Genomic DNA, 26,068 nt, shown 5'->3' with positions numbered 1-26,068 from the left:
TGCGAGGCAACAAAAAAATGCGGCTCAAACGAGAGCCGCATTTTCCCGATAAAAACAGCTTGGCGTTTTAACCCCAATTCGCGTGAAAACTTCCCGCCTTATCGACCCGCTCGAACGTATGCGCGCCGAAGAAATCCCGCTGCGCCTGCACGAGATTCGCGGGTAGCCTCTCCGACCGATACGCGTCGAAATATGCGATCGCCGACGAGAAAGCCGGCACCGGAATGCCCGCCTTCACCGCCGCGACGACGACATCGCGCAATGCGTCCTGATACTTCGCCGCGATATCGCTGAAATACGGATCGAGCAGCAGATTCGCGAGTTGCGCATTCTTCGCATACGCATCCGTGATCTTCTGCAGAAAGCGCGCGCGGATGATGCAACCGGCCCGGAAAATCTTCGCGATCTCGCCGTAATGCAGATCCCACTTATATTCTTCCGACGCCGCGCGCAACTGCGCAAAGCCCTGCGCATAAGAAACGATCTTCGACAGATACAGCGCGCGCCGCACCGATTCGATGAACGCGGCGCGATCGCCGTCGAACTTCGGCGTCGGTCCCGCGAGCACCTTGCTCGCCGCCACGCGCTGATCCTTCAATGACGACAGCACGCGCGCGAACACAGCCTCGGTAATCAGCGGCAGCGGTGCGCCCAGATCCAGCGCGTTCTGGCTCGTCCACTTGCCCGTGCCCTTCTGGGCGGCGCGGTCGAGAATGACATCGACGAGATCCTTGCCCGTTTCATCGTCCTTCTTCGTAAAGATCTTCGACGTGATCTCGATCAGATAGCTATCCAGCTCGCCCTGATTCCACTCGACATACACCTTGCCGAGCTCTTCGTTCGACAATCCGGCGACGCGCTTGAGCACGTCATAGCTCTCGGCGATCAACTGCATGTCGCCGTACTCGATACCGTTGTGCACCATCTTCACGAAGTGGCCCGCGCCGTCCGCACCCATGTACGCGACGCACGGCTCGCCGTCCGGCGCCTTCGCGGCGATCTCGGTGAGAATCGGCGCGACCAGTTCGTACGCTTCCTTCTGTCCGCCCGGCATGATCGACGGGCCTTTCAGCGCGCCTTCCTCACCGCCCGAAACGCCCGTGCCGATGAAATGCAGCCCCGACTTCGCGAGGTCCTGATTGCGGCGGATGGTGTCGGTGAAGTGCGTGTTGCCGCCGTCGATGAGAATGTCGCCCTTTTCGAGCAGCGGGCGCAGCGCGGCGATGGTGTCGTCGGTGCCGGCGCCGGCCTTCACCATCATCAGGATGCGGCGCGGCTTTTCCAGCGATTCCACGAACTCTTCGAGCGTGTAGGTCGGCACGAGCTTCTTGTCGGCATGTTCGGCAATCAGTTCGTCGGTTTTGGCGCGGCTGCGGTTGTAGACCGAAACGGCGTGACCGCGGCTCTCGATATTCAAGGCCAGATTACGGCCCATGACGGCGAGGCCCACCACGCCGATAGCTTGCTTGCTCATTGCTTGATCTCCGGATGACCGAAGCGACGCGGCTCGTGGCGCGCGGCTTCGGAATGAAAATGTGTCGATGGGAGCGGCGCACGCGCGCGAGTACGGCGACCGATGCGGCGATCCGCTTTGCGCGAGCGCAGACCGCCCGAATTTACCACTTTGAGCCGCTTCCGGCAGGGCGCGTGCCGCCCGGACGAGCGCATTGCGCCATGCCGCCTTAGAATGAACGCCCGCAACGAGCACGCCGCGAAGGCCCGCAGAAATATGCCGCATTCACGGCGCGCGCGCAGTCATCATTACTCCGTCTACGTAGTCGAATTGTCCGGCACGGTCTGGAACGAAGCGCGTTTTCGCCGCGCGAATCCGGATTACGTGATCGGCATGCCGTTCGTGTACGTCGGCATGACAGGCATCGATCCGGACGTGCGTTTCGATAAACACAAGGCGGGCATTCAGTCGAATCGCCTCGTGCGCGAATTCGGGCTGCGGCTTCTGCCGCATCTGTACGAGATGTACAACCCGATGCCCTACGACGGCGCGCGCGACATGGAAGTGGAACTGGCCATCGGCTTGCGGGAAGCGGGCTATGGCGTATGGCAGGCGTAAAGCCGTGCATCTGACACAAGGAGCGAGACATGCGGATTCTGGTAGTGGGCGCGGGGGCCATCGGCGGATATTTCGGCGCGAGGCTGCTCGACGCGGGCAGGAACGTGACTTTTCTCGTGCGCGAGCGCCGCGCGGAACGGCTGCGGCAATGCGGCCTGAAAGTGAAGACGCCCGAAGGCGATCTCGCGTTCGAATGTCCGCCGATGGTGCTCGCGAAAGACATCGAAGGTCCTTACGATCTCGTGATGCTGAGCTGCAAGGCGTACGACCTGCAAGGCGCGATCGATTCCTTCGCGCCCGCCGTCGGCCCGGACACGCTGATCTTGCCGCTTCTCAACGGCATGGCGCATCTCGATGCGCTCGACGCGCGCTTCAATCCCGCGAACGTGCTAGGCGGCCAGTGCTCGATTGCCGCGACGCTCAATGCGGAAGGCGAGATCGTGCAGATGAGCAGCATGCATTCGCTCGTGTTCGGCGAGCGCGCGGGCGGGCGCTCACCGCGCGTGGAGGCCGTCGCCGGGCAGCTCGGCGATGCGGGCTTCGATCTGACCGTCAGCGACGACGTGCTCCAGTCGATGTGGGACAAGTGGGTGTTCCTCGCGACGCTCGCCACCGGCACCTGCCTGATGCGCGCGCCGATCTGCGACATTCTCGCGGCGCCCGGCGGTGAGGACGTGCTGCGGCGGCTCTTCACGGAATGTCAGGGCATCGCGGCGGACAACGATCATCCGCCGGCGGAAGCGGTGCTCGAGCGCGCGCGTTCTTTCTTCGCTGATCGCAGCTCGACGATGACCGCATCGATGCTGCGCGATCTGGAAAACAACGCGCCGATCGAGGCGGATCACATCGTCGGCGATCTGATCGCGCGGCGCCGGACGAAACCGGAGGGCGCGTCGATGCTGGAAGTGGCGTACGCGCATCTGAAGGCGTATGAGGCGCGTCGGGCGCGCGCCTGACACGCGATGACGCACGACGCCCCGCCGCGCCCGACCGTCGCGGAGATTTTCATCGGCTTTCTCACGCTCGGGCTGACCGCATTCGGCGGCGCGCTGCCGCTCGCGCGCCGCGAGATCGTCGAGCGCCGCAAATGGCTCGACGCCGACGAATTCACCGATCTGCTCGGCCTCTGCCAGTTCCTTCCGGGCGGCAACGTGATCAACCTGTCGGTGGCGATCGGCATGCGCTTTCGCGGCGGGCCGGGCGCGCTCGCGGGTCTGTGCGGACTGCTCGTCGGGCCGTCGCTCATCGTGATCGGGCTGGGCGTGATCTATCAGCGCACGCATGAAGATCCGCGCATCGCGCATCTATTCGCGGGGCTCGCGGCAGCGGCGGCGGGCCTGCTCGTCGCGATGGCGGTGAAGATCATGTGGCCGCTGCGCCGCAAGCCGGAGGCGGCCATCGTCGCGCTGCTGATGTTCGGCGCGATCGCGTTTCTGCGCACGCCGCTTCTGCCGACGATGCTCGTCTTCACGCCGCTCTCGGTGCTGATCGCATGGAAGGCCGGCCGATGAAAAGTGATCTCCTGTCGCTCGCCGCGATCTTCAGCCAGCTCTCGCTGCTCGCGTTCGGCGGCGGCAATTCGATCCTGCCGGAAATGCAGCGCCAGGTCGTGCAGGTTCACGAATGGATGTCGAGAGCCGATTTCTCCGCGCTCTTCGCGCTCGCGCAGGCCGCGCCCGGCCCGAACATGATGGTCGTCACGCTGATCGGCTGGCATGTGGCGGGCTGGCCGGGCGTGCTGGTCACGTCGCTCGCGAAGTTCGGGCCTTCGTCGCTCGTGACGATCGGCGCGCTGCACGCGTGGGAGCGCTTCAAGGACCGTCCGTGGCGGCGCATCGTCCAGCTCGGCCTCGTGCCGATAACGGCGGGGCTCGTCGCGGCGAGCGCGTTGCTGATCGCGGAGGCGTCCGACCGCACATGGACACTGGCGGCGATCACCGCCGCCGTCGCCGCCGTGTCGTACAAAACGCGGCTGCATCCGTTATGGCTGCTCGCGGGCGGTGCGCTCGCCGGGCTGACGGGATTCGGGCAGTGAACCCCGGCAATGAACACCAGGCAAGTTTTCTGCTGACTTCATCGAAACGAAAGGAGCAAGGAAGAGCGCCATGAGCATGAATATCCAATACGCGAAGACCGCGCCGGAGCGCGCGGAGGTCGACGCGCTGAGCGGCCCGACGGTCGTCGAGTTCGGCACCGACTGGTGCGGCTTCTGCCGCGCCGCGCAGCCGTTGATCGCGCAGGCGTTTCAGCAACACGGCGCGGTGAAGCACATGAAGATCGAGGACGGCCCGGGCCGCGCGCTCGGCCGCTCGTTTCGCGTGAAGCTCTGGCCGACGCTCGTCTTCATGCTCGGCGGCAAGGAAGTCGCGCGCCTCGTGCGCCCCGGCGACGCATCCGAAATCCGCGACGCGCTCGCGCTCATCGACGAACCGCTCGCGCAATAACGCCGGACCAAGGGAAATCCCTTGGTCAAAATTTGTGTACAAAACTTGTATGATGACCCGATGACATTACAAGCCTCGCCGGATCCCATGTTCGAGAAGATTCCGCCGCGCGCGTTGAGCGATACCGTCGCGCAGCAATTGCAGAAGCTGATCGAGAAGGGCAGTTTCGCCGAAACCGGCAAGCTGCCGACCGAAGCCGTGCTCGCGCAGGAGTTCGGCGTGAGCCGCACGGTCATTCGCGAAGCCGTGTCACGGCTGAAGAATGAAGGCATGGTCGAGCCGCGGCAGGGCAGCGGCGTGTTCATCGTCGAGCGGGCGGGCATCCGGCCGTTGCGCATCGATTACGCGCAGGCGGCCGAGCCGGGCGCGGTCGTGCAGATTCTCGCGCTGCGCCGCGCAATCGAAGCCGAAGTCGCGTCCGAAGCCGCGCTGCGCCGCACCGATGAACAACTGGCCGCGATAGATATTGCCCTCGTCCGCATCGACGAAGCGGTGCGTGCGGGCCAGGACGGCGTCGCGGAGGACGTGGCGTTTCATCGCGAGATCGCGAACGCGACGGGCAATCCGTACTTCCTGAAAACCCTCACCTTTCTGAATCAGTATCTCGAAGCCGGCACTATCGTTACGCGCGGCAACGAGGCGCTGCGCGAGGATTTCATGCGTCAGGTGCGCGAGGAGCACGCCGCGATCGTCGAGGCGATCCGCGCGCGCGACGCCGCCGCCGCGCGCACCGCCGCGCAGACGCATCTCATCAACGCCGCGCGCCGCCTGGCGGAAGCGGGCATCTGTTAAGGGGCTACTCGGAATGACACGAAACGTCGGAGTGATCGGCCTGGGCGCGATGGGCATGGGCGTCGCGCGTTCGTTGCTGCGCGCGGGCTTTGCGGTGCATGCGTGCGACGTGCGCCAGCCCGTGCTCGATGCCTTCGCGGCGGAAGGCGGCATCCCGTGCGCAACGCCTGCGGAGCTGGGCGGCAAGTGCGATGTCGTGCTGACGGTCGTCGTCAATGCGGCGCAAACGGAGGCCGTGCTATTCGGTCAAAGCGGCGCCGTGCCCGCGATGAAGCGCGGCAGCGTCGTGCTCGCGTGCGCGACGGTATCGCCGCAATTCGCCGCCGATCTCGGCGCGCGCATCGGCGAGAAAGGCGTGCTGATGCTCGACGCGCCCTTGTCCGGCGGCGCGGCCAAGGCCAATTCCGGCGACATGACGATGATGACGTCCGGTCCCGCCGACGCCTACGCCGCGTGCGAGGACGTGCTCGACGCGGTCGCGGGCAAGGTGTATCGGCTGGGCGACGCGCACGGCGCGGGCTCGAAGGTCAAGATCATCAATCAGTTGCTGGCGGGCGTGCATATCGCGGCGTCGGCCGAGGCGATGGCGCTGGGCTTGCGCGAAGGCGTCGATCCCGCTGCGCTTTACGACGTCATTACGCACAGCGCGGGCAACTCGTGGATGTTCGAGAACCGCGTGCCGCACATTCTGGCGGGCGACTACACGCCGCTCTCGGCCGTCGATATCTTCGTGAAGGATCTGGGCCTCGTGCTCGATACGGCGCGCACGTCGAAGTTTCCGCTGCCGCTGTCGGCGGCGGCGCATCAGATGTTCATGATGGCGTCCACGGCCGGACACGGCGGCGAGGACGATTCCGCGGTCATCAAGATTTTTCCGGGCATCGAGATCCCGAAGGGAGCGAAGGCATGACGCAAGCTGCGCGGGCACTGCTCGGCTGTATCGCCGACGATTTCACCGGCGCGACCGATCTCGCCAACATGCTCGTGCGCGGCGGCATGCGTACGGTGCAGACCATCGGCGTGCCTTCTGCCGATACGCAGATCGACGCGGACGCGCTCGTCGTCGCGCTGAAGTCACGCACGATTCCCGCCGATGACGCCGTGCGCCAGTCGCTCGACGCGCTCGAATGGCTGCGCGCGCGGGGCTGCCGCCAGTTCATTTTCAAGTATTGCTCGACCTTCGATTCCACCGACGAAGGCAACATCGGCCCGGTCGCGGACGCGTTACTGGATGCGCTCAAGGACGATTTCACGATCGCGTGCCCGGCGTTTCCCGAGAATGGCCGCACGATCTTTCGCGGCAATCTGTTCGTCGGCGATGTGTTGCTGAACGAATCCGGCATGGAGAATCATCCGCTCACGCCGATGACCGATCCGAACCTCGTGCGCGTGTTGCAGCGGCAGACGAAATCGAAGGTTGGTCTGATCCGCTACGACACGATCGCGAAGGGCGCGGACGCGATCCGCGCGCGCATCGACGAATTGAAGCGGGACGGCGTGCGCCTGGCGATCGCCGATGCGGTCTCCGACGCCGATCTGTACACCCTCGGCGACGCGTGCCGCGATCTCGCGCTGATCACGGGCGGCTCGGGCATCGCGCTTGGGCTTCCGCAGAACTTTCGCGCGGCGAATCTGCTTGCGCACGCGGAACACGCCGCGGACTTGCCGAAGCTCGAGGGCAAGTCGGTGGTGCTGGCGGGCAGCGCATCGAAGGCGACGAACGCGCAGGTTGCGCGCTGGCGCGCATCGAAGCCGGCTTATCGCATCGATCCGATGGCGCTTTCGCGCGGCGAGCCGGTCGTCGATGAAGCGGTCGCGTTCGCGCGCGATCACTTCGCGAAGAACGAGACGGTGCTGATCTACGCGACGTCGTCGCCTGACGAAGTGAAGGCGGTGCAAAAGGAGTTGGGCGTCGAGAAGGCGGGGCATTTGGTCGAAGCGGCGCTTGCGTCCATCGCGCGAAAGTTGCGTGACGAGGGCGTGCGCAAGTTCGTTGTCGCGGGCGGCGAGACGTCGGGCGCGGTGGTGCAGGCCCTCGATGTGCGCAGCTTGAGGATTGGGCCGCAGATCGATCCGGGCGTGCCCGCGACGCAAGCGATTGGGAGAAACCAAGAAGACAGCATCGGTCTCGCGCTCAAGTCCGGCAATTTCGGCGCGACCGATTTCTTCGAGAAGGCGCTGAAGGCATTGTGATGGCATCGAACGAGAACCGTATCCGGGAAGAGATTTGCGTGACGGGCAAGAGCCTGTACGAGCGGCGCTACACGGTTGGCAGCGCGGGCAATATCAGCGCGCGTCTCGATGATGGCTGGCTGATCACGCCGACGGACGCGTGCCTCGGCCGCCTCGACCCGAACGACATTTCGAAGGTGGACAGCCGGGGCAATCATGTGTCGGGCGGAAGGCCGTCGAAGACGCTGGCGCTGCATCGCAAGATCTATGAAAACAGTGCCGGTGCAAAAGGCGTGGTTCACACGCATTCGACGCATCTGGTCGCGCTGACGTTGGCGGGCGTATGGAGCAACGATGACGTTTTGCCGCCGATCACGCCGTACTACGTGATGAAGGTGGGCCATGTGCCGTTGATAGCGTACCGCCGTCCGGGAGATGAGGGCGTAGCGGAGGAGGTGGCGGCGTTGGCGTCGAGGGTGCGTGCGGTGTTGCTGGAGCGATTGGGACCGGTGGTATGGGAGAAGACGGTATCGCACGCGAGCTATGCGCTGGAGGAGCTGGAGGAGACAGCGCGGTTATATCTGTCGACGATGCCGCGCCCCGAGCCATTACCGGAAGCAGCGATAGAGGATCTAAGAAAAACATTTGGCGCACGCTGGTAGCAACCTGAAGAATGCCCAACGGCAGCGCGTAGCGCAGTGCCGGAGCTTGCAAGGGCTGTACCCATTTGTTGAGCGGTGCGACGACACAGACCGTGCGCGATCTAAGCCCGGTTCGGCAATGAGGGCACCCGCTACTCCGGGTTCCATTCAGCCGATCGCCTGTGCCGGGGCCGGTGTGAAGTACTTTGGATGGGGATAGCTGTTTCTTTGGTTACTTTCTTTGCGTCGACCAGAGTTGGCGCTTTAGCGCTTACTCTGGTCCCGAGCAAAGAAAGTGACTGCTGCCCCGCACAGGGGCAACACAAATAAACCGACAAGAAATCATGATTCCATAAGGAGCACGAAGAAAATGCCAAAATTCGCCGCAAACCTGACGATGATGTACACGGAGCATGCGTTCCTGGACCGTTTCGCGGCAGCATCGAGAGACGGTTTCAAGGCGGTTGAATTCCTGTTCCCGTACGACTTCGCAGCGCAAGACATCGAGCAGCGTTTAAAAGACAACAACCTGACGCAAGCGCTTTTCAACGCCCCACCGGGCGATTGGAGCAAGGGCGAACGCGGCATAGCGTCCATCCCCGGAAGGGAAGAGGAGTTCAAACAGAGCGTGGAAAAGGGCCTCGAATACGCCGCCATACTAGGCAACAAGAAACTCCACGTAATGGCCGGCCTGATCGCCAAAGATCAACCCCGCGACAAACATCGCGAAACATACAAAAAGAACCTCGACTACGCGGCAAGAGAAGCGCGGAAGGCGAACATCGGCATCGTAATAGAGCCGATCAACACCCGCGATATCCCCGGCTTCTTCCTGAACCGCCAGGACGAAGCCCAGCAAATCTGCGACGAGATAAACGCCCCAAACCTGCAAGTGCAATTCGACATCTACCACTGCCAGATCGTGGAAGGCGACATCGCGATCAAGCTGAAGCGCGACATGAAGCGCCCGAATGCGGGCATCGGCCATATCCAGATCGCGGGCGTGCCGGAGCGGCATGAACCGAGCATCGGCGAGCTGAACTATCCGTATCTGTTCGACCTGATCGATTCCCTCGGTTACGAGGGCTATATCGGCTGCGAATACAAACCGAAAGCGGGCACATCCGAGGGTCTCGGCTGGCTCAAACCTTACCTTTGAACGACGCAACAACGAAAGGAAAGCGCACATGAAGATTCTCATCACCGGCGGCGCGGGTTTCATCGGCCAGCGTCTCGCGAAGCGTCTGCTGGATCGAAACGAACTGAACGGCAAGCCGGTCACGGAAATCGTCCTGCTGGACGTCGCGCTGCCGAACGACGATCGCCTCCTCAGCGACGAACGCGTGCGCGCGGAAACCGGCGATATATCCGATCCCGCCGTGCTGCGCCGCCACATCGATACGCAGACAGAAGCGATCTTTCATCTCGCCGCGATCGTCAGCGGTCAAGCCGAAGCCGACTTCGATCTCGGCATGAAGATCAACCTCGACGCATCGCGCGCGCTGCTCGAAGTGTGCCGCGCGGCGGGCCACAAGCCGCGCGTCGTGTTCACGAGCTCGGTGGCGGTGTACGGCGGCACGCTGCCCGATGTCGTGCAGGACGACACCGCGCTCAATCCGCAATCGTCGTACGGCACGCAGAAGGCGATCGCCGAGCTGCTGCTGTCGGACTATGCGCGGCGCGGTTTCGTCGATGGCCGCGTGCTGCGCCTGCCGACGATCAGCGTGCGGCCGGGCTTGCCGAACGCGGCGGCGTCGTCGTTTGCGAGCGGCATCATTCGCGAACCGCTGGCGGGCGTTCGCTCGACGTGTCCCGTCGACGGCGAAACGCGCGTGTGGCTGCTTTCGCCGAAGAGCGCGGTCGAAGCGCTGATCGCGGGCTGCGAGATCGATCGTGAGAAACTCGGCAACCGGCCGATCGTCAATCTGCCGGGCTTGTCGGTGAGCGTGAACGAGATGGTCGCGGCGCTGCGTGAAGTGGCGGGCGATGAGGCCGCCGGGCGCATCGACTGGCAGCGCGACGAGCGCATCGAGAAGATCGTCGGCAGCTGGCCGGGCGCATGGAACACCGCGCGCGCGGAGCAGCTGGGCCTGTCGGGCGACGAGAATTTCGCCGACGTGATCCGCGCCTATATCGAGGAAAAGCGCGCCGACGAACGCGCGTAATCCCAAACTCTGACCCTCAACCGGGCATCGTGCAATGCGATGCCCGCGTCCTTCGCGCCCGTCATGCGTGCATTCGCATTTCCGGGCTACACTTATCTCTTAAATGTGACGAACGTCGGCCTGGCGCCGCGTGCACCGCGTTGAACCACGGGCGGTGGCAAGCTCGTATCTCGCTCGCTTTCGTGCTTCTTGCGCCTTCGCCGCGCCGCTGACCCAATCCGGCGGCGCGCTTCCCGTCGTCTTCGCGAATACACCTTCCCGCGCGGGAGATTTCCCATGTTGTTGCATCAGCTAGTCGATCGATTCGGCCCGGCGATCGTTTTCGTCAACGTAATGGGCTCGGCGCTCGGGCTGCCCGTGCCCGCGATGCCGACGATGATCATCGTCGGCGCGTCCATCGCGCTGATGGCGGTCGACGGCGGCGCGTTCTGGCCGCCGCTCGCCGGCGTGCTGTGCGTCGCGGTGGCGGGCGGCGTGCTCGGCGATCTCGTCTGGTTTCAGGGCGGGCGCAAGTACGGCGACAAGACGCTCAAGACCATCTGCAAGCTGTCCCTCTCACGCGACACTTGCGTGAAAAAGACCGAGCGCTTCTTCGGCCGCTGGGGCGTGCGCGTGCTGCTGGTCGCGAAGTTCATCCCCGGCCTGTCGCTCGTCTCCGTCCCGCTCGCGGGCGCGATGGGCGTGCGCCTGCGCAGCTTCATCGCGCACGACGGCGCGGGCATCGCGTTGTGGGGCGCGGTCGGACTGACCGTCGGCGTGATCTTCGCGGCGCAACTGGAAATGGTGTTCGCGATGATCTCGCAGCTCGGCCGCCAGGCGGTGATGGTCGTCGCCGCGCTGCTCGCGGTCTATGTCGTCTATCGCTGGTGGCGCCGCCGCGCGCTCATGGCGACGCTGGAGAAGGCGCGCATCAGCGTGGACGAGCTTTATGCGCTGATGAACGACGAGCCGCTGCCCGTCATCTTCGATATCCGTTCGCCGGAAAAGCGCATGCTCGATCCGCAGACGATTCCCGGCTCGCTCTTCGCCGACGAGCGCGATCTCGCGAACATCATCGAAAGCTACGACAAGTCGCGCAAGGTCGTCATCTATTGTTCGTGCCCGAACGAGGTATCGGCGGCGTGGATGGCGAAGACGATGCGCAACGCGGGTTTTCGCGACGTCGTGCCGCTCACCGGCGGGCTCGACGCCTGGCGGCTCGCCGGTTTCGATGTCGCGACGCTGACCGAGTTCGGCGAGCTCGTGGCGACGACGCCCGAGGAAGTCGCCGAAATGGCCGCGATGTGCCCGTGGCCGGTGAAAGCCTCGGCATCGGCGGCATCGGCGGGCTCGGCGGGTTCGGCATCCCTTCATGAAGCGGGTTTTCCACACGGAGATCGTGCATGAGCACCACCCCCAATGGCGAGTACGGACAAGGCATGCCGAATGTCGTCGCGTGGAGTGCGCGCGAGCCTATCGAAAGTCCGAACCCGAATGTCGTGCCGACGCCTGCCGCTCCTCCGATCGCAACCGATGAAAGCGCGCCGTTCTCGCCGCTCGAAACGCGCGCGCATCAGATGTTTCCGCGCCTGACGGACAGCGAAATCGAGCGCATGAGCCGCTTCGGCACCGCGGCGCACTGGCGTCGCGGCGAGTGGATGTTTCGCACGGGCGAAACCGGCCGCGGCATGGTGATCGTGCTCGCCGGGCTCGTGCGAGTCACGCGGCGCAATGCGCTCGGGCAGGAGCATCTCGTCGTCGAGCACGGGCCGGGGCATTTTCTGGCCGAAGTGGCGCAGCTTTCGGGCAAGCCATGTCTCGTCGATGGCCTGGCCGCCGAGGACGTCGACGGCATCGTGATTCCGCCGGAACGTCTGCGTGCGCTGCTCGTCGCGGAAGCCGAACTGGGCGAGCGCATCATGCGCGCGCTGATCCTGCGGCGCGTCGGGCTCATCGAAAAAGGCAGTGGCCCGGTGCTGCTCGGCCAGTCGGACGATGGCCACCTCGTGTCGCTACAAAGCTTTTTGCGGCGCAACGGTTATCCGCATACGGTGATCGACGCCTGCACCGATCCCGACGCCATTGCGCTGCTCGAACGCATCTCGGCATCGACCTCCGATTTTCCGCTCGTCATCTGTCCGGACGGCACGGTGCTGCGCGCGCCCGACGAAAATCAGATCGCGACGCAACTCGGCTGGCTGCCCGAGTTCGATCCGGCGCATATCTACGATGTGGCGATCGTCGGCGCGGGGCCGGCCGGTCTCGCGACGGCGGTGTATGCGGCGTCGGAAGGCCTGTCGGTGGCGGTGTTCGATTGCCGCGCGCCGGGCGGGCAGGCGGGCGCGAGCTCGCGCATCGAGAACTATCTCGGTTTTCCGACGGGCATCTCCGGCCAGGCGCTCGCCGGTCGCGCATTCGTGCAGGCGCAGAAGTTCGGCGCGCATATCGCGATTCCGACGAAGATCAAGGCGCTGCACTGCGACTGCAATCCGATTCAGATCGAGCTGGAAAACGGCACGCGCGTGACGACGCAGACGGTCGTGATCGCGTCGGGCGCGGCGTATCGGCGGCCGGACATCGCCGGACTCGAGCGTTATGAAGGGCACGGCACGTACTACTGGGCGTCGCCGGTCGAGGCGAAGCTGTGCAAGAACGCGGAAGTCGTGCTCGTCGGCGGCGGCAATTCGGCGGGACAGGCGGTCGTGTATCTGGCTTCGCACGCGAAGCACGTACACGTGCTGATTCGCGGCGCGGGGCTCGCGGCGAGCATGTCGCATTATCTGGTGGAGCGCATCGGCTCCTTGCCGAACGTGACGGTGCGCACGCATACGCAGATCACCTCGCTCGATGGCGATGGCCGCGCGCTCACCGCCGTCAACTGCAAGACGCCCGACGGTCCGCTCACGATTGATTCGCGGCATCTGTTTCTCTTCACCGGCGCGGACCCGAACACCGACTGGCTGCGCAATTGCAACGTGAATGTCGATGGCAAGGGTTTCGTGCTGACCGGTCCCGAGGCGCACGAAGGGCGCACGCAAGGCGTGCTCGCGCTCGAAACGAGCGTGCCGGGCGTGTTCGCAATCGGCGACGTGCGCTCCAGTTCGACCAAGCGCGTCGCGGCTGCGGTGGGCGAAGGCGCGGCGGTCGTCGCGCAGATTCATGGGCTGCTGGCGAAGCGCGAGGCTTTGAGTGTGCCGGCGCGGTAATGCCGGTCAGGTCACGTGAGCGGACGGAAAGTGCAGCGTGAATTCGATCCATCCATCTTGCGTGCATGTGGCGGACGCGCTGCCGCCATGCAGACGCATGATCGCCTGCACGATCGATAAGCCGAGCCCGCTCGATTCGGTGAACTCGCTGCGCGCCGCATCGCCGCGATAAAAGCGGTCGAAGAGCTTTTCGAGCTCTTCCTGTGCGATGCGCGCGCCATGATTTCCCACGACGATGCGCGCGCCTTCTTCGTCCGCGTGCCCGCTCAGGCGCACGACGGTCCCCGTCGCCGCATAACGCACCGCATTGACGACGACATTGCCGATCGCTCTGCGGCACATGATCGGATTCGCGAGCATCTCGCCGTTGGCGTCGATCTCGAACGTGATGCGGCGCTCGTCAGCGATGCCTTCGAAGTAAGCGCCAATGGTTTCGACCTCCTCGCGGATATCGAGCCGCTCGCGCTCGATGCGTTGCGGCCCGTGATCGGCCTGCGCGAGAAAGAGAATGTTCTGCGCGATGCGCGCGAGCCGCTCCAGTTCCTCCAGATTCGATTCGAGCACGCTACGATATTCCGCGACGCCGCGCTCATGCGCGAGCGTCACCTGCGTCTCGCCGATCAACACGCCGATGGGCGTGCGCAACTCATGCGCGAGATCGGCGGAGAATTGCAGCAGACGCTCGTAGCCGTGCTCCAGACGATCGAGCATCGCATTGAACGAAGCGGCGAGACTCTGCAATTCCGCGGGCGCATGCGCGACATCGAGCCGTGACGACAACTGGTTCGGCGTGATCTCCGCGGCTTTGTCGGCCATCGATCTGAGCGGCTTCAGCCCCCGGCTCGTGACCCACCAGGCGAGCAGCAGCGTGACGAGCACCGCGCCGATCACGTTGATCCACACGCGCACCAGATACGTCGACAACACGTGCGCTTCCTGCGTCATCACGTGAGCCGCGATGATCTCCACGACCTCGCCGCTTTCACCGATACGCGCCTGCGCGCCGAGCCAGCGCATGCGCACGCCATCCGCGCGCGTGCCTTCGTAGAGGTCGTCGAGCCCGATGGGACGCGTCACCGGCACGGCCTTCAACGGCGGCAGCGGCATCTGCTCGGGATTCACATTGATGAAAGGCGCGGCGCCCGCGCGGCGAAAGATGATGACGTCCTGCCGGTCGCCGAGCATCGTTTCGAAGAGGCGGGGGCGCGCTTCGATTTCCTTGATCGTGTAGAGATCGTGCAGCAGCGAACGAAAATGCTCGACGCGTCCGATCAATTGATAATCCGCCCGCGTGGACAGCGCGAGATTCGTCGCGTGATACAGCGATGCGCCGACCATGCCCACGACGACGCACACGATCACCACGAACGATAACGCGATGCGTACTGCAAGCGAACGCGAAGGCCGGTTCAAGGATTCTCCCCGAACGAATAGCCGATGCTGCGCACCGTGTGAATCAGCTTCAGGTCGAACGGATTGTCGATCTTCGCGCGCAGGCGCTTTATCGCGACATCGACGACATTGGTGTCGCTGTCGAAATTCATGTCCCACACTTCCGATGCGATCAGCGTGCGCGAAAGCGCTTCGCCCTGATGCTTGCAAAAGAGATGCAGCAGCGCGAACTCCTTGTTCGTCAGCGCGATATCCATGCCTTTGCGCGTCACTTTGCGGCGCAGGACATCGACATGAAGATCCGCGACCTGAAACGTGTCCGATTCGCGCATCACGCCGCGCCGCAGCAGCGTGCGGATACGCAGCACGAGTTCCGTGAAGGAGAAAGGCTTGACGAGATAGTCGTCCGCGCCGAGTTCCAATCCGTGAATGCGGTCCGTCACGTGATCGCGCGCCGTGAGAAAGATGACAGGCAAGTCACGTTTCGCGCGCAAGGCCGACATGATCTGCCAGCCGTCGATGCCGGGCAGCATCACGTCGAGCACGATCAGCTCGTAGTTGTTCGCGAGCGCCTGATGCAGTCCATCCGTACCGTTGCGCACGAGTTCGACCTGATAGCCGGACTCGATGAGCCCCTTTTTCAGGTAGTCGCCGGTCTTGCGGTCGTCTTCGATTACGAGGATGGTCATGCTGGCGCAGCGTTCGATGAATTGCTGACATTCTAGCCAGAGCCGCTGCACGTCCCGCGAAAGATGACAAAAAAGTCATCGAGAGGTCATCGATCGATCAGCGCCGCGCCGCTAACATGCCCATCGTCATCCCATATGCGAGGCTATCTGCAAATGCATGTGCAAGTACAACCGCTTTGGCTGCGCATCACGCACTGGCTCTACGCGTTCGCCGTGTTGATCATGGTGACAAGCGGCTGGCAGATCTACAACGCATCGCCGATATTCAGATCGATTACTTTCTCGCCCGCTATCACGCTGGGCGGCTGGCTCGGCGGCGCGCTGCAATGGCATTTCGCCGCGATGTGGCTGCTGGTCGCGAACTTCATCGTCTATCTCGCGATGAATCTCGTCACCGGCCGTTTTCGCCGCCGCATGTTTCCGCTGTCGATCAAAAGCGTCTTCATCGATGCGTTCGACGCGCTGCGCGGCAAGCTCGGTCACGACGATCTCACGCACTACAACGCCGTACAAAAGTTCGCTTATCTCGCGGTGATCGTGGACATCGTGATCGTGATTCTGTCGGGACTCGCGGTGTGGAAGTCCGTGCAGTTTCCCTTGCTGCGCACGCTGATGGGCGGTTATGACAGCGCGCGCGTCGTGCACTTCTTCGGCATGAGCTTTCTGGTGGCGTTCTTCGTCGTGCATATCGCGATGGTCGCGCTCGTGCCGCGCTCGCTCGTGTTGATGATTCGAGGTCGTTAAGCCATGTCGCTCAAGCTATTCAAATCGAGACCGGATGCCGAACTCATCATCAAGGATGCCGCGAAGGAATTGAAGGCCCCGGCGCGCCGTCTATTCGGCAAGCGCATGCTTTCGCTCGGAGGGCTCGCGATGTTATCGGGCTGCAATATCACCGACGACAAGTCCGTCAACGCGATGCTGCGCCGCATTTCATTCCTCAACGACGACGTGCAGGCGCTGCTGTTCGACCCGAACAAGCTCGCGCCGACGTATTCCGAATCGATGATCACGCGGCCGTTTCCGTTCAACGCGTTCTATGACATCGACCAAGTGCCGGAAGTCGATCCGTCGACTTACAAGCTGGAAGTCGGCGGACTCGTGAAAGGCAAGCGCGTCTGGACGCTCGACGAACTGCACGCGATGCCGCAGGTAAGCCAGGTGACGCGGCATATCTGCATCGAAGGCTGGAGCGCGATCGGCAAGTGGGGCGGTGTGCGCTTCGCGCGTTTTCTGGCACTTGCAGGCGCCGATACGAGCGCGAAATACGTGGCCTTTCACTGCGCCGACAACTACTCGACGAGCATCGACATGCCGACCGCATTGCACGCTCAGACGTTGCTCACGCTCACCTACGACGGCCAGATCCTGCCGCCGAAATACGGCTTTCCGATGAAGCTGCGCATGCCGACCAAGCTCGGCTACAAGAATCCGAAGCATATCGTCGCGATCACCGTGACGAACGACTATCCCGGCGGTTACTGGGAGAACCAGGGCTACAACTGGTTCGGCGGTTCGTAATCCACTACTTCGCTTTACATCCATCGAAAGGAGAACGCATGTCGATTCGCATGAAACTCGGCGTCAGCATCGTGACGCTGGCACTCGCTTCCGCCGCCTTCGCTCAGACGCCCGCTGCAAAGCCGGCGCGCATTCGTGGCGATATCGTGTCGCTGTCCGGCGATACGCTCACCGTCCATCGACGCAGCGGCGACACGGTGAAGATCGCCGTCAAGGCCGATACGCCGGTGACCGCGCTGAAGAACATCAAGCTGCAGGACATCAAGCCGGGCTCGTTCGTCGGCACGGCCGCGACCACCGGCACCGACGGCAAGCTCACCGCGACCGAAGTGCTCGTGTTTCCCGAAGCCGCGCGCGGCACGGGCGAAGGTCACTATGCATGGGACCTCGGTCCGCAGAGTTCGATGACCAACGCGAACGTCGATCAGGTCGTGCAGGGCACGAGCGGGCGCGATCTGAAGCTTTCGTACAAGGGCGGATCGAATGCGGTGACGGTGCCGGAGAACGTGCCTGTCGTAACCTTCGCGCCCGCGACGCACGACGATTTGAAGCCTGGCAAGAAGGTGTTCGTCGTCGCGAGCCCGGCGGGATCGGACTTCGCGGCGCAGCGCATCGTCGTGGAGAAGGATGGCGTCGCGCCGCCGATGTAATTGATCGCGCTTTGCTTGCGCCCGCCGGAGCGATGCCGGCGGGCGTTTTGTTATCTTCGCAGTTGATAAGGATGTCGAATAGAAATTCGAACGAAAGCATCTTGCAATAAGTGCCAGTTTCGAGAGTGTAACGGCGTAACACGCGAAAAAAATAACATAGCCCACCCTCTTGCTGGTTCAACGCTCGCCTCACCAAGTCGAACTCTTCGGGCAGAGCACGACGCATCTTCGACGAGAAGCGCTCATCGAGATCAGACGCCTGCGGACCGGCGATCCGATGCCGCTTCTGACGCAGAAAGGGCAGGACATGCTGAGGCGCCTCGATGCACTTTGGAAACCGCGTACCTCCGTAAGCGACGAAAGCGAATGACGCGAGCGCCTTCCTGCTCGCAGGCGTATTCTGTGTTTCCTTCTCGACCACACGGAGCGTGCAAGTGACTCGATCGAATCAACCGACTGTCGCGTTGCTCGGCGCGGGCAGCATGGGATCGGCCATCGGACGCGCTTTGACGCAAGCGGGCGCGCGCGTGCTGACATCGCTCGAAGGCCGCAGCAGCGCGAGCGCGGTGCGCGCACGCGAAGCCGGCATGGAAGAGGCGAGCCTCGAAGCACTGGCCGCCTGCGAGTTCATGCTGTCGATCGTGCCGCCCGCGGTTGCAATCGAGACCGCTGAACGGATGGCGCCCGTGCTTGGACGCGCAAGCGTGCGTCCCGTCTATGTCGACTGCAACGCGATCAATCCCGATACTGCCGGCAAGATCGAACGCACGCTTGCACCGACGGGCACGCCGTTCGTGGATGGCGCGATCATCGGCGCGCCTTCGTCGCCGAAGTTCTACATGTCGGGGCCGCACGCGCATCGCGCACAGGTGCTCGCCGATGCCGGCCTCGTCGTGCGTGTGCTCGATGGTCCCATCGGCGCGGCATCCGCGCTCAAGATGTCGTATGCGGGCATCACGAAGGGATTGACGGCGCTCGGCTCGGCCATGTCGCTCGCCGCGATGCGCAACGGCGCAGGCGACGCGCTCGTCGCCGAACTTGCGGAAAGCCAGCCCGCGCTTGCCGCGTGGCTCGCGGGCAATGTGCCGAAGATGCCGCCGAAGGCGTATCGCTGGGTCGCGGAGATGGAAGAGATCGCGCAGTTCATCGGCGACGAGTTCGCCGAGCATCGCATCTACGAAGGCGCGGCGGGGCTGTACGCGCGACTGGCGAATGACAAAGACGCGACGGGTGCGCTCGAACGCTTCTTCAACCGACGTGCCTGATGAGCGACGCTACACGCGGGTAATAGCCGTTTCCTGCATGTGCTCGAAGAAGCGCGTCGCGCGCCGGTCGCCCGCATAGGCCGAATTGATACGCACCCACGGACACGCTTCGCCGTTCGGACGGCAGTAGCTGCCAGGCGCGAGCGTCACGCCGAACTTCAGGGCTTCATCGACGAGCACGGCCGAATCGTCGATGCCCGGCACTTTCGCCCAGACGAAGTTGCCGCCGCTCGGCTCGTCGAATACGTCCCAGCCGTGTGCTTCGAGCGTCTGCACCGCGCTCGACAGCGAATCGCGCACGCGCTTGCGCAATCGCTCCAGATACTTGCGATACGTGCCGCGTTCGAGCAGGCTTGCCGCGACGCTCTCCGCGAAACGCGAGCCGCCGAGGCTCGTCAGCACCTTCACGTCGACGAGATTCTTGACGAGCTCGCGATTCGCCACGAGATAGCCGATGCGCAGCGACGACGACAAGGTCTTCGACAATCCGCCGACGTAGATCACGCGATCGAGCTGGTCGAGCGATGCGAGCCGTTGCGTCGGCACGGCTTGGAAGTCGGCATAAATGTCGTCTTCGACGATGGTGAAGCCGTGCTGCGTCGCGAGCCGCAGCAGCTTGAACGCGACCTGCGGCGCGATGTTGGTCGCGGTCGGGTTCTGGAACACGGTGTTGAGGAAGAAAAGCTTCGGCTGATGCTGCTTGAGCAATGCCTCGGCGACATCCACATCCGGTCCGTTCGCGAGGCGCGGCACGCCGACGAGCCGCACGCCCTGCAGCTTCAGCAGGCCGAAAAGATTGTAGTAACCGGGATCTTCGACGAACACCGTATCGCCCGGCTTCAGCATGTAGCGCACGATGAGATCGAACGCCTGGCTCGCGCCACTCGTCATCATCACGTTCGGCAGATCGGCGTCGATGCCGAGCGCATTGATGCGCATGGCTATCTGCTGGCGCAGATTGGTGTCGCCGTGGGGAAGGGCGTAGTCGACCACGCTCGACACATCGATGCGCGACACCTGGCGGATCGCCTGCGTGAGTCCGTCCACGTCGCGCCAGGCTTCGGGCACGAATCCGCTCGACAGCTTGAGCGTCTCGCCGGGGTAGTTGAACTGCTGAAGGATCTGATTCGATTCCTCTTCCGCGAGGCGCGGATCGCAGTTACTCGTTTTGCTGTCGCGTTCCTCGACGTGGTCCGCTACGTAAAAGCCCGAGCCGTGTTTCGGCTGAATCAGCCCGCGCGACGCGAGGCGGTCGTACGCCTCGATGACCGGAAAGCGGCTGATGCGCTGTTCGGCGGCCAACTGACGGATCGACGGCAGCTTGGCGCCCGCCAGCACGCGGCGCGAGCGGATCATCGCCTCGATCTGGCTGACGATCTGCTCGGTCAACGGCACGCCGGTGCCGCCGTCGATGTGAAGCGGAAGTGCGTTCATCGTGTTTTAAGTGTTCGGTCGGGATGGGTGAACAGTTTGATTTCGCTGTTCGCCGGTGTCATGACGGCATTCGAACGCATCCGAAAACCGCCGTCAAGCCTGTCCAGATGGCTATCCGCGCTGTTTTTATAGTGTACACACCTGACACTCCTACACAAACTGTTCGGCGGTTTCGGCTTAACAGTTCCATCACAACTGTGCAGAAGTGTTCATTCAAGGTGTTCGGAATCGGTCGAATAATACGCTCAAGGGCCGCGGTCACTTCGATACAGCGGCCACCGGTTCAATGAGGAGCAGCATCATGCGTGAGATCCGTACTTTCGAACTCGACCGGCGCGATGCGCCGACCCGCTGGGTGATCGATCGGCCGCAGACGCTGCGTGTCAAGCGCGGGCAACTCTGGCTGACGATCGAAGGCGAGACCGGCGATCACTGGCTGAACGCGGGCGCGTCCGTCGAACTGAAGCCGTACACGACGATCTGGGTCAGCGCGACGGCGGACGCGAGCTGGTTTTCGCTGGCTTCCGATTCGACGCGCGGAAGCGCGCAGCGCCTGAGCCAGATCGTGCGCGCGTGGTTCGCGCGCCGGACGCCATCGGCTCACATCGCGATCCTCAAAGCGTAGAGACGAAAAAAAACCCGGCCGTGGCCGGGTTCAATGTTCCCGCGCTCTTTCGAGCGCGGTCACCTGCAAAAGCTTGCTTACGCCGCGAGCAGCGAGCGCAGCACGAACGGCAGAATCCCGCCGTGCTTGTAGTAGTCGACTTCGATCGGCGTGTCGATGCGCAGCAGCACCTGCACGCGATCTTCCTTGCCGTCCTTGCGATGGATCACGAGCGTGACTTCCTGCTGCGGCTTGAAGTCGTCGCCGAGGCCTTCGATGTCGTACGTCTCTTCGCCCGTGATGTTGAGCGACTGCACGCTGTCGGAGCCCTTGAACTGCAGCGGCAGCACGCCCATGCCGACGAGGTTCGAGCGGTGGATGCGCTCGAAGCTGCGCGCGACCACGGCCTTCACGCCGAGCAGTTGCGTGCCCTTCGCCGCCCAGTCGCGCGATGAGCCCGTGCCATACTCTTCGCCCGCGAAGATCACGGTCTGCGTGCCGGCGTCGATGTACTTCATCGCGGCGTCGTAGATCGAAAGCTGTTCGCCGCTCGGCTGATGAATCGTCAGGCCGCCTTCGACGCGCGTGCCGTCCGCCTTCGCCGGGATCATCAGGTTCTTGATCCGCACGTTCGCGAAGGTGCCGCGCATCATCACGTCGTGGTTGCCGCGGCGCGAGCCGTAGCTGTTGAAGTCGGCCTTCTGCACGCCGTTCGCCTTCAGCCACACGCCCGCCGGCGACGTTTCCTTGATCGAGCCCGCCGGGCTGATGTGGTCGGTCGTCACCGAATCGCCGAAGATGCCGAGCGCGCGTGCGCCTTTCACGGCGGGGATCGAATCGGCCGGCTTCATCGAAAAATCGCTGCCGAAGAACGGCGGCTCGGCGATGTACGTCGACTTCGGCCAGTCATACACCTGACCGCTTTCGCCTTCGATCTTGCTCCACAGATCGCCTTCCTTCGTGAGTTGCGAGTAGTTCTCGCGGAACGCCTTCGCGTCCAGCGCGTACTTGAGCAGCGCATGCACTTCCTCGCTCGTCGGCCAGATGTCGCCGAGGTAGATGTCGCGGCCGCCCGTGCCCTTGCCGACCGGCTCGGTCATGAGGTCGCGCGTGATGTTGCCCGCGATCGCGTACGCGACGACGAGCGGCGGCGAGGCCAGGAAGTTCGCGCGGATGTTCGGGTGAATGCGCGCCTCGAAGTTACGGTTGCCCGACAGCACCGCTGCCGCGACGATATCGTTCTTCGTGATCGCGTCGTTCAGTTCCGGCGTCAGGTCGCCCGCGTTGCCGATACACGTCGTGCAGCCGTACGCCGCGAGCGTGAAGCCGAGCTGGTCGAGGTATTTCAGCAGGTCCGTCTTCGTCAGATATTCGGTGACGATGCGCGATCCCGGCGCAAGTGACGTCTTGATGTGCGGTGCAACGGTCAGGCCGGCTTCGACGGCTTTCTTGGCGAGCAGACCCGCCGCGAGCAGCACGCTCGGGTTCGACGTGTTCGTGCACGAGGTGATCGCCGCGATCAGCACGTCGCCATTCTTCACATTGACGCCATCGGTCGTCGTGTAGTTCGCTTCGAGCTCGGCGGGCTTCTTGTTGAAGCCGTTTTCGCCGACAGGCTTCGAGAAGAGATCGGTGAACGTGCTCTTCACGTTGCCGATTTCGATGCGGTCCTGCGGACGCTTCGGGCCGGCGAGCGACGGCGCGACCGTGCCGAGATCGAGCGTGAGCGTCTTGGTGTAGTCGATGTCGCCGGCCTTCGGCACGCCCCACAGCTTCTGCGCCTTGAAGTACTGCTCGAACGCGGCGATTTCGGCGTCGGTGCGGCCGGTGCCCTTGAAATAGTCGATGGTCTTTTCGTCGACGGGGAAGAAGCCCATCGTCGCGCCGTACTCGGGCGCCATGTTGCCGATGGTTGCGCGATCCGGCACCGCGATCGACGCCGTGCCTTCGCCGAAGAACTCGACGAACTTGCCGACGACCTTCTCCTTGCGCAGCATTTCGGTGATCGTGAGCACGAGGTCGGTGGCCGTGCAGCCTTCGCGCAGCTTGCCCTTCAGCTCGACGCCGACCACATCCGGCGTCAGGAAGTACACCGGCTGGCCGAGCATGCCCGCTTCCGCTTCGATGCCGCCCACGCCCCAGCCCACCACGCCGATGCCGTTGATCATCGTCGTGTGCGAATCCGTGCCGACGAGCGTGTCCGGATAGTAGACGCCGTCCTTCTTGTGCACGCCGCGCGCGAGATATTCGAGGTTCACCTGGTGCACGATGCCGACGCCCGGCGGCACGACCTTGAACGTATCGAACGCCTGCATGCCCCACTTCATGAACTGGTAGCGCTCGTTGTTGCGCTGGAATTCCAGCTTCATGTTCAGGTCGAGCGCGTTCGGCTCACGGAAGTGATCGATCTGCACCGAGTGATCGACGACGAGGTCGACCGGCACGAGCGGCTCGATCGCCTTCGGGTCCTTGCCCGTGCGCTTCGCGACGCCACGCATCGCGGCGATATCGGCGAGAAGCGGCACGCCGGTGAAATCCTGCAGCACCACGCGCGCAACGACGAACGGAATCTCATCGACGCGCGCTGCATTCGGCTTCCAGTTGACGAGTTGCTCGATGTGCTCCTCGGAGATCTTCTTGCCGTCGTAGTTGCGCAGCACCGACTCGAGCACCAGACGGATCGAAACGGGCAGGCGCTGAATCTTGACCTTCAGTGCATCGCCGAGTTGCGGCAGCGAGTAGAACTTGCCTTTGCCGGAACCGCTGTCGAATTCCTTGAGCGTATTGTGGAGATTGTGGGCCATGTTTATTTTCCTTGGGCTAAGACGAGGAAAGTGCTTCTTCTAAATCACATACAGATCGACATATTCATTGACCGGCATGGCTTCGAGCCTTGCCTGATCGAGCGATACCGCGAGGATCGCCTGCTGTTGCTTCTGCGGGAATCGCCGCGCGAGGTTTGTCCTGAACTTCTCGACGAGCAGCGGAATGCCGTCCGCGCGGCGGCGCTTGTGACCGATCGGATACTCGACCGCGACTTCATCGAGCCTGGTGCCGTCGTTGAACTCGACGGTCAGCGCGTTCGCGATCGAGCGCTTGTCCGGGTCGTGATAATCCTTCGTGTAGTGCGTGTCTTCCACGCATTCCATCTTCGCGCGCAAAGCGTCGATGCGCGGATCTTGCGCGATCGAATCTTCGTAGTCGGCGGCGGTGAGACGGCCATGAATCAACGGTACGGCGATCATGTACTGAAGGCAGTGATCGCGGTCGGCCGGATTGTTCAGCGGCCCTTTCTTGTCGATGATGCGAAGCGCCGCTTCGTGCGTGCGGATTGTGATCTTCGCGATGTCATCGACGCTCTTGCCGGCTGCTTTCAGCCTGCCGTGCAGCGTCATCGCGGCTTCGACCGCGGTCTGCGCGTGGAACTCGGCAGGAAACGAGATCTTGAAGAGCACGTTTTCCATCACGTACGAGCCGTACGGGCGCTGGAACTTGAACGCGTTGCCCTTGAAGAGCACATCGTAAAAGCCCCACGTTTTAGCGGTCAGAACGGACGGATACCCCATCTCGCCGGTCTTCGCGATCAATGCGAGACGCACGGCGCGCGAGGTCGCGTCGCCGGCGGCCCACGATTTGCGCGAACCGGTGTTCGGCGCGTGACGATACGTGCGCAGCGGATGACCATCGACGAAGGCGAGCGATACTGCGTTGATCAGCTCGTCGCGCGTGAGTCCGATCATCTGCCCGACGACTGCCGTGGAAGCGAGCTTCACGAGCAGCACGTGATCGAGACCGACCTTGTTGAACGAATTCTCCAGCGCGATGCAGCCTTGAATTTCGTGCGCCTTGACCATCGCGATCAGGACGTCTTTCATCGTGAGCGGCTTCTTGCCCGATGCGATCGCATTCCGCGAAAGCCAGTCGGCGGTCGCCAGAATGCCGCCCAGGTTATCCGACGGGTGGCCCCATTCGGCTGCGAGCCATGTGTCGTTGAAGTCGAGCCAGCGGATCATCGCGCCGATATTGAACGCGGCCTGAACCGGGTCGAGCTGAAACTGGGTGCCCGGCACCTTCGCACCGTTGGGGACGATCGTGCCCGGCACGATGGGTCCCATCAGCTTGGTGCAGGCGGGATAAGAGAGGGCTTCGAGTCCGCAACCGAGCGTGTCGATGAGGCAGTTGCGCGCCGTTTCGAGCGCAAGCGTGCTGTCGACGTTGTAATTGACAACGTAATCGACGATATCGACAAGTACCGTGTCCGGATCAGGGCGAACATTGGCGATCGGTGCGGACATCGAATGATTCCTGATGTAAGTGCTGCCTGAGTTATTGCACGTTCTTGATCAGCTGTTCCGACTGGGTGGGCGCTGCGGCGCCCGCGGCCATGGCCGGCGTTACGCATTCGTCGGCGAGGCGCGACGAATCCTTGTCGGAGAACAGCATTGCTTTCGACGGGATCACGACCAGGTCCATGCCCGACGCCGGATCATGGAAACGGTCTGCGCCCGTCGTCGTGTCCTGACGGGGAAGCTTGTAGTCCTTCTTGGCCCAGTTCACCGTGACGATGGTGTCACGCTTCATGTCGCCTTTCAGGTAGAAAGCCTGGCCGTCCTTACACGCCCATTTCACTGCACCTTCCGGGATCGGATCAACCTTTGCCGCCGCGGCCGCTTCGGCCTTGGGGCTGCGCTTGATCAGGCGGCGAGCCGGGGCAGGACGCTTGGCCGTGGAGGTGGCCTTGCTCGTGCTCGAATCGGTGGCCGTCGCGGCGAAGGCGTCGGCGCTGACGAAGACGCTCGTCGTTGCCAGCGTTCCGGCGAATGCAGCGATCAGAAGTTTATTCATCGAAAAAACCTTTCAAAACATTGGGGTTGAATGACAGTTTGCCGCGCGGCGTGGGTTTCTGCTCTGCGAAATCCGATCGCGGAGCCTGCTATTTTCGCTTATTTATCGGGATGAACCTCAAATTCTCCGGTCCGGTGTAATTCGCGCTCGGCCGAATGATCTTGTTGTCGATGCGTTGCTCGATGATGTGCGCGGCCC

25 protein-coding genes are annotated in these 26,068 nt (G+C 63.2%); 18 read left to right on the top strand and 7 right to left on the bottom strand.

What is annotated here, in order from left to right:
• Window positions 1–67: 67 nt before the first annotated feature.
• Window positions 68–1,474: an NADP-dependent phosphogluconate dehydrogenase gene (gene gndA / locus AWB75_RS29050; RefSeq protein ID WP_061127470.1), complete on the bottom strand. Its 1,407-nt coding sequence runs from the start codon at window positions 1,472–1,474 to the stop codon at window positions 68–70.
• Between the two features lie 255 nt (window positions 1,475–1,729).
• Between gndA and AWB75_RS29040 the strand changes: the two genes are divergently transcribed.
• The 13 genes from AWB75_RS29040 to AWB75_RS28980 all read left to right on the top strand — a co-directional run bounded on the left by AWB75_RS29040 (window position 1,730) and on the right by AWB75_RS28980 (window position 13,470).
• Window positions 1,730–2,071 (top strand): hypothetical protein, encoded by a 342-nt coding sequence (locus AWB75_RS29040; RefSeq protein ID WP_061127499.1) that lies wholly within the window; start codon window positions 1,730–1,732, stop codon window positions 2,069–2,071.
• A 29-nt stretch (window positions 2,072–2,100) separates the two neighbouring features.
• Window positions 2,101–3,027, top strand: a complete 927-nt coding sequence (panE, locus tag AWB75_RS29035) for a 2-dehydropantoate 2-reductase (protein ID WP_061127468.1) — start codon at window positions 2,101–2,103, stop codon at window positions 3,025–3,027.
• Window positions 3,028–3,033: 6 nt separating this feature from the next.
• Window positions 3,034–3,582 carry a chromate transporter gene (locus AWB75_RS29030; protein ID WP_061127467.1) on the top strand — a complete coding sequence of 183 codons (549 nt, stop codon included), beginning with the start codon at window positions 3,034–3,036 and terminating at the stop codon, window positions 3,580–3,582.
• Complete coding sequence (locus tag AWB75_RS29025; RefSeq protein WP_061127498.1) at window positions 3,579–4,106, top strand: chromate transporter; 528 nt, start codon at window positions 3,579–3,581, stop codon at window positions 4,104–4,106. Before AWB75_RS29030 ends, AWB75_RS29025 begins: the two co-directional genes overlap by 4 nt.
• A gap of 70 nt (window positions 4,107–4,176) precedes the next feature.
• Window positions 4,177–4,515, top strand: a complete 339-nt coding sequence (locus AWB75_RS29020) for a thioredoxin family protein (RefSeq protein ID WP_061127466.1) — start codon at window positions 4,177–4,179, stop codon at window positions 4,513–4,515.
• A gap of 87 nt (window positions 4,516–4,602) precedes the next feature.
• The gene (locus AWB75_RS29015) at window positions 4,603–5,307 is read left to right on the top strand and encodes a FadR/GntR family transcriptional regulator (protein ID WP_061127465.1); all 705 of its coding nucleotides are present in this window, start codon (window positions 4,603–4,605) and stop codon (window positions 5,305–5,307) included.
• Between the two features lie 13 nt (window positions 5,308–5,320).
• Entirely contained in the window at window positions 5,321–6,217 is an 897-nt protein-coding gene (gene ltnD, locus AWB75_RS29010; RefSeq protein WP_061127464.1) for an L-threonate dehydrogenase, read from the top strand.
• A complete protein-coding gene (otnK, locus tag AWB75_RS29005; protein WP_061127463.1) occupies window positions 6,214–7,500 on the top strand; it encodes a 3-oxo-tetronate kinase in 1,287 nt (428 codons plus the stop codon). Before ltnD ends, otnK begins: the two co-directional genes overlap by 4 nt.
• Window positions 7,500–8,141, top strand: coding sequence for a 3-oxo-tetronate 4-phosphate decarboxylase (otnC, locus tag AWB75_RS29000; RefSeq protein ID WP_061127462.1), 642 nt, complete (start codon window positions 7,500–7,502; stop codon window positions 8,139–8,141). The genes otnK and otnC overlap by 1 nt, the downstream gene beginning before the upstream one ends.
• Window positions 8,142–8,490: 349 nt before the next feature.
• Complete coding sequence (gene otnI / locus AWB75_RS28995; protein ID WP_061127461.1) at window positions 8,491–9,279, top strand: 2-oxo-tetronate isomerase; 789 nt, start codon at window positions 8,491–8,493, stop codon at window positions 9,277–9,279.
• 28 nt (window positions 9,280–9,307) lie between these two features.
• Window positions 9,308–10,285, top strand: coding sequence for a D-erythronate dehydrogenase (gene denD / locus AWB75_RS28990; protein WP_061127460.1), 978 nt, complete (start codon window positions 9,308–9,310; stop codon window positions 10,283–10,285).
• Between the two features lie 279 nt (window positions 10,286–10,564).
• Window positions 10,565–11,671 carry a DedA family protein/thiosulfate sulfurtransferase GlpE gene (locus AWB75_RS28985; protein ID WP_407642179.1) on the top strand — a complete coding sequence of 369 codons (1,107 nt, stop codon included), beginning with the start codon at window positions 10,565–10,567 and terminating at the stop codon, window positions 11,669–11,671.
• Window positions 11,668–13,470 (top strand): FAD-dependent oxidoreductase, encoded by a 1,803-nt coding sequence (locus AWB75_RS28980; protein ID WP_061127458.1) that lies wholly within the window; start codon window positions 11,668–11,670, stop codon window positions 13,468–13,470. The genes AWB75_RS28985 and AWB75_RS28980 overlap by 4 nt, the downstream gene beginning before the upstream one ends.
• 6 nt (window positions 13,471–13,476) lie before the next feature.
• Here AWB75_RS28980 and AWB75_RS28975 read toward each other — a convergent pair whose 3' ends face one another.
• Together AWB75_RS28975 and AWB75_RS28970 are read right to left on the bottom strand one after the other, a co-directional pair.
• On the bottom strand, window positions 13,477–14,883 hold the full coding sequence (locus tag AWB75_RS28975; protein WP_061127457.1) for a heavy metal sensor histidine kinase: 1,407 nt from the start codon (window positions 14,881–14,883) through the stop codon (window positions 13,477–13,479).
• Complete coding sequence (locus AWB75_RS28970) at window positions 14,880–15,551, bottom strand: heavy metal response regulator transcription factor (RefSeq protein ID WP_061127456.1); 672 nt, start codon at window positions 15,549–15,551, stop codon at window positions 14,880–14,882. Before AWB75_RS28970 ends, AWB75_RS28975 begins: the two co-directional genes overlap by 4 nt.
• Window positions 15,552–15,704: 153 nt before the next feature.
• Here AWB75_RS28970 and AWB75_RS28965 point away from each other — a divergent pair, with 153 nt between their 5' ends.
• The 4 genes from AWB75_RS28965 (at window position 15,705) to AWB75_RS28945 (ending at window position 18,987) form a co-directional block, all read left to right on the top strand.
• Window positions 15,705–16,295, top strand: coding sequence for a cytochrome b/b6 domain-containing protein (locus AWB75_RS28965; RefSeq protein WP_200823050.1), 591 nt, complete (start codon window positions 15,705–15,707; stop codon window positions 16,293–16,295).
• 3 nt (window positions 16,296–16,298) lie between these two features.
• Window positions 16,299–17,072, top strand: a complete 774-nt coding sequence (locus tag AWB75_RS28960; RefSeq protein WP_061127454.1) for a molybdopterin-dependent oxidoreductase — start codon at window positions 16,299–16,301, stop codon at window positions 17,070–17,072.
• Between the two features lie 38 nt (window positions 17,073–17,110).
• Window positions 17,111–17,722, top strand: a complete 612-nt coding sequence (locus tag AWB75_RS28955; protein ID WP_061127453.1) for a hypothetical protein — start codon at window positions 17,111–17,113, stop codon at window positions 17,720–17,722.
• 434 nt (window positions 17,723–18,156) lie between these two features.
• Window positions 18,157–18,987, top strand: a complete 831-nt coding sequence (locus tag AWB75_RS28945; RefSeq protein WP_061127497.1) for an NAD(P)-dependent oxidoreductase — start codon at window positions 18,157–18,159, stop codon at window positions 18,985–18,987.
• Between the two features lie 9 nt (window positions 18,988–18,996).
• Here AWB75_RS28945 and AWB75_RS28940 read toward each other — a convergent pair whose 3' ends face one another.
• A complete protein-coding gene (locus tag AWB75_RS28940; protein WP_061127451.1) occupies window positions 18,997–20,421 on the bottom strand; it encodes an aminotransferase-like domain-containing protein in 1,425 nt (474 codons plus the stop codon).
• A 301-nt stretch (window positions 20,422–20,722) separates the two neighbouring features.
• Between AWB75_RS28940 and AWB75_RS28935 the strand changes: the two genes are divergently transcribed.
• Complete coding sequence (locus tag AWB75_RS28935; RefSeq protein ID WP_061127496.1) at window positions 20,723–21,046, top strand: DUF2917 domain-containing protein; 324 nt, start codon at window positions 20,723–20,725, stop codon at window positions 21,044–21,046.
• A 77-nt stretch (window positions 21,047–21,123) separates the two neighbouring features.
• Here the strand turns inward: AWB75_RS28935 and acnA are convergent, their stop codons facing one another.
• From acnA to AWB75_RS28920, 3 genes are read right to left on the bottom strand one after another with little or no spacing between them, the layout of a single operon-like run.
• Window positions 21,124–23,829: an aconitate hydratase AcnA gene (acnA, locus tag AWB75_RS28930; RefSeq protein ID WP_061127450.1), complete on the bottom strand. Its 2,706-nt coding sequence runs from the start codon at window positions 23,827–23,829 to the stop codon at window positions 21,124–21,126.
• Window positions 23,830–23,868: 39 nt separating this feature from the next.
• Window positions 23,869–25,320 (bottom strand): bifunctional 2-methylcitrate dehydratase/aconitate hydratase, encoded by a 1,452-nt coding sequence (locus tag AWB75_RS28925; protein ID WP_061127449.1) that lies wholly within the window; start codon window positions 25,318–25,320, stop codon window positions 23,869–23,871.
• A 31-nt stretch (window positions 25,321–25,351) separates the two neighbouring features.
• Window positions 25,352–25,870: a hypothetical protein gene (locus AWB75_RS28920; protein WP_061127448.1), complete on the bottom strand. Its 519-nt coding sequence runs from the start codon at window positions 25,868–25,870 to the stop codon at window positions 25,352–25,354.
• Window positions 25,871–26,068: the final 198 nt, after the last annotated feature.

Origin of the sequence: Caballeronia catudaia, from assembly GCF_001544755.2 — a bacterium.
Taxonomy (GTDB): Bacteria; Pseudomonadota; Gammaproteobacteria; order Burkholderiales; family Burkholderiaceae; genus Caballeronia; species Caballeronia catudaia.
This window is presented reverse-complemented; position numbering and strand designations above follow the sequence as displayed.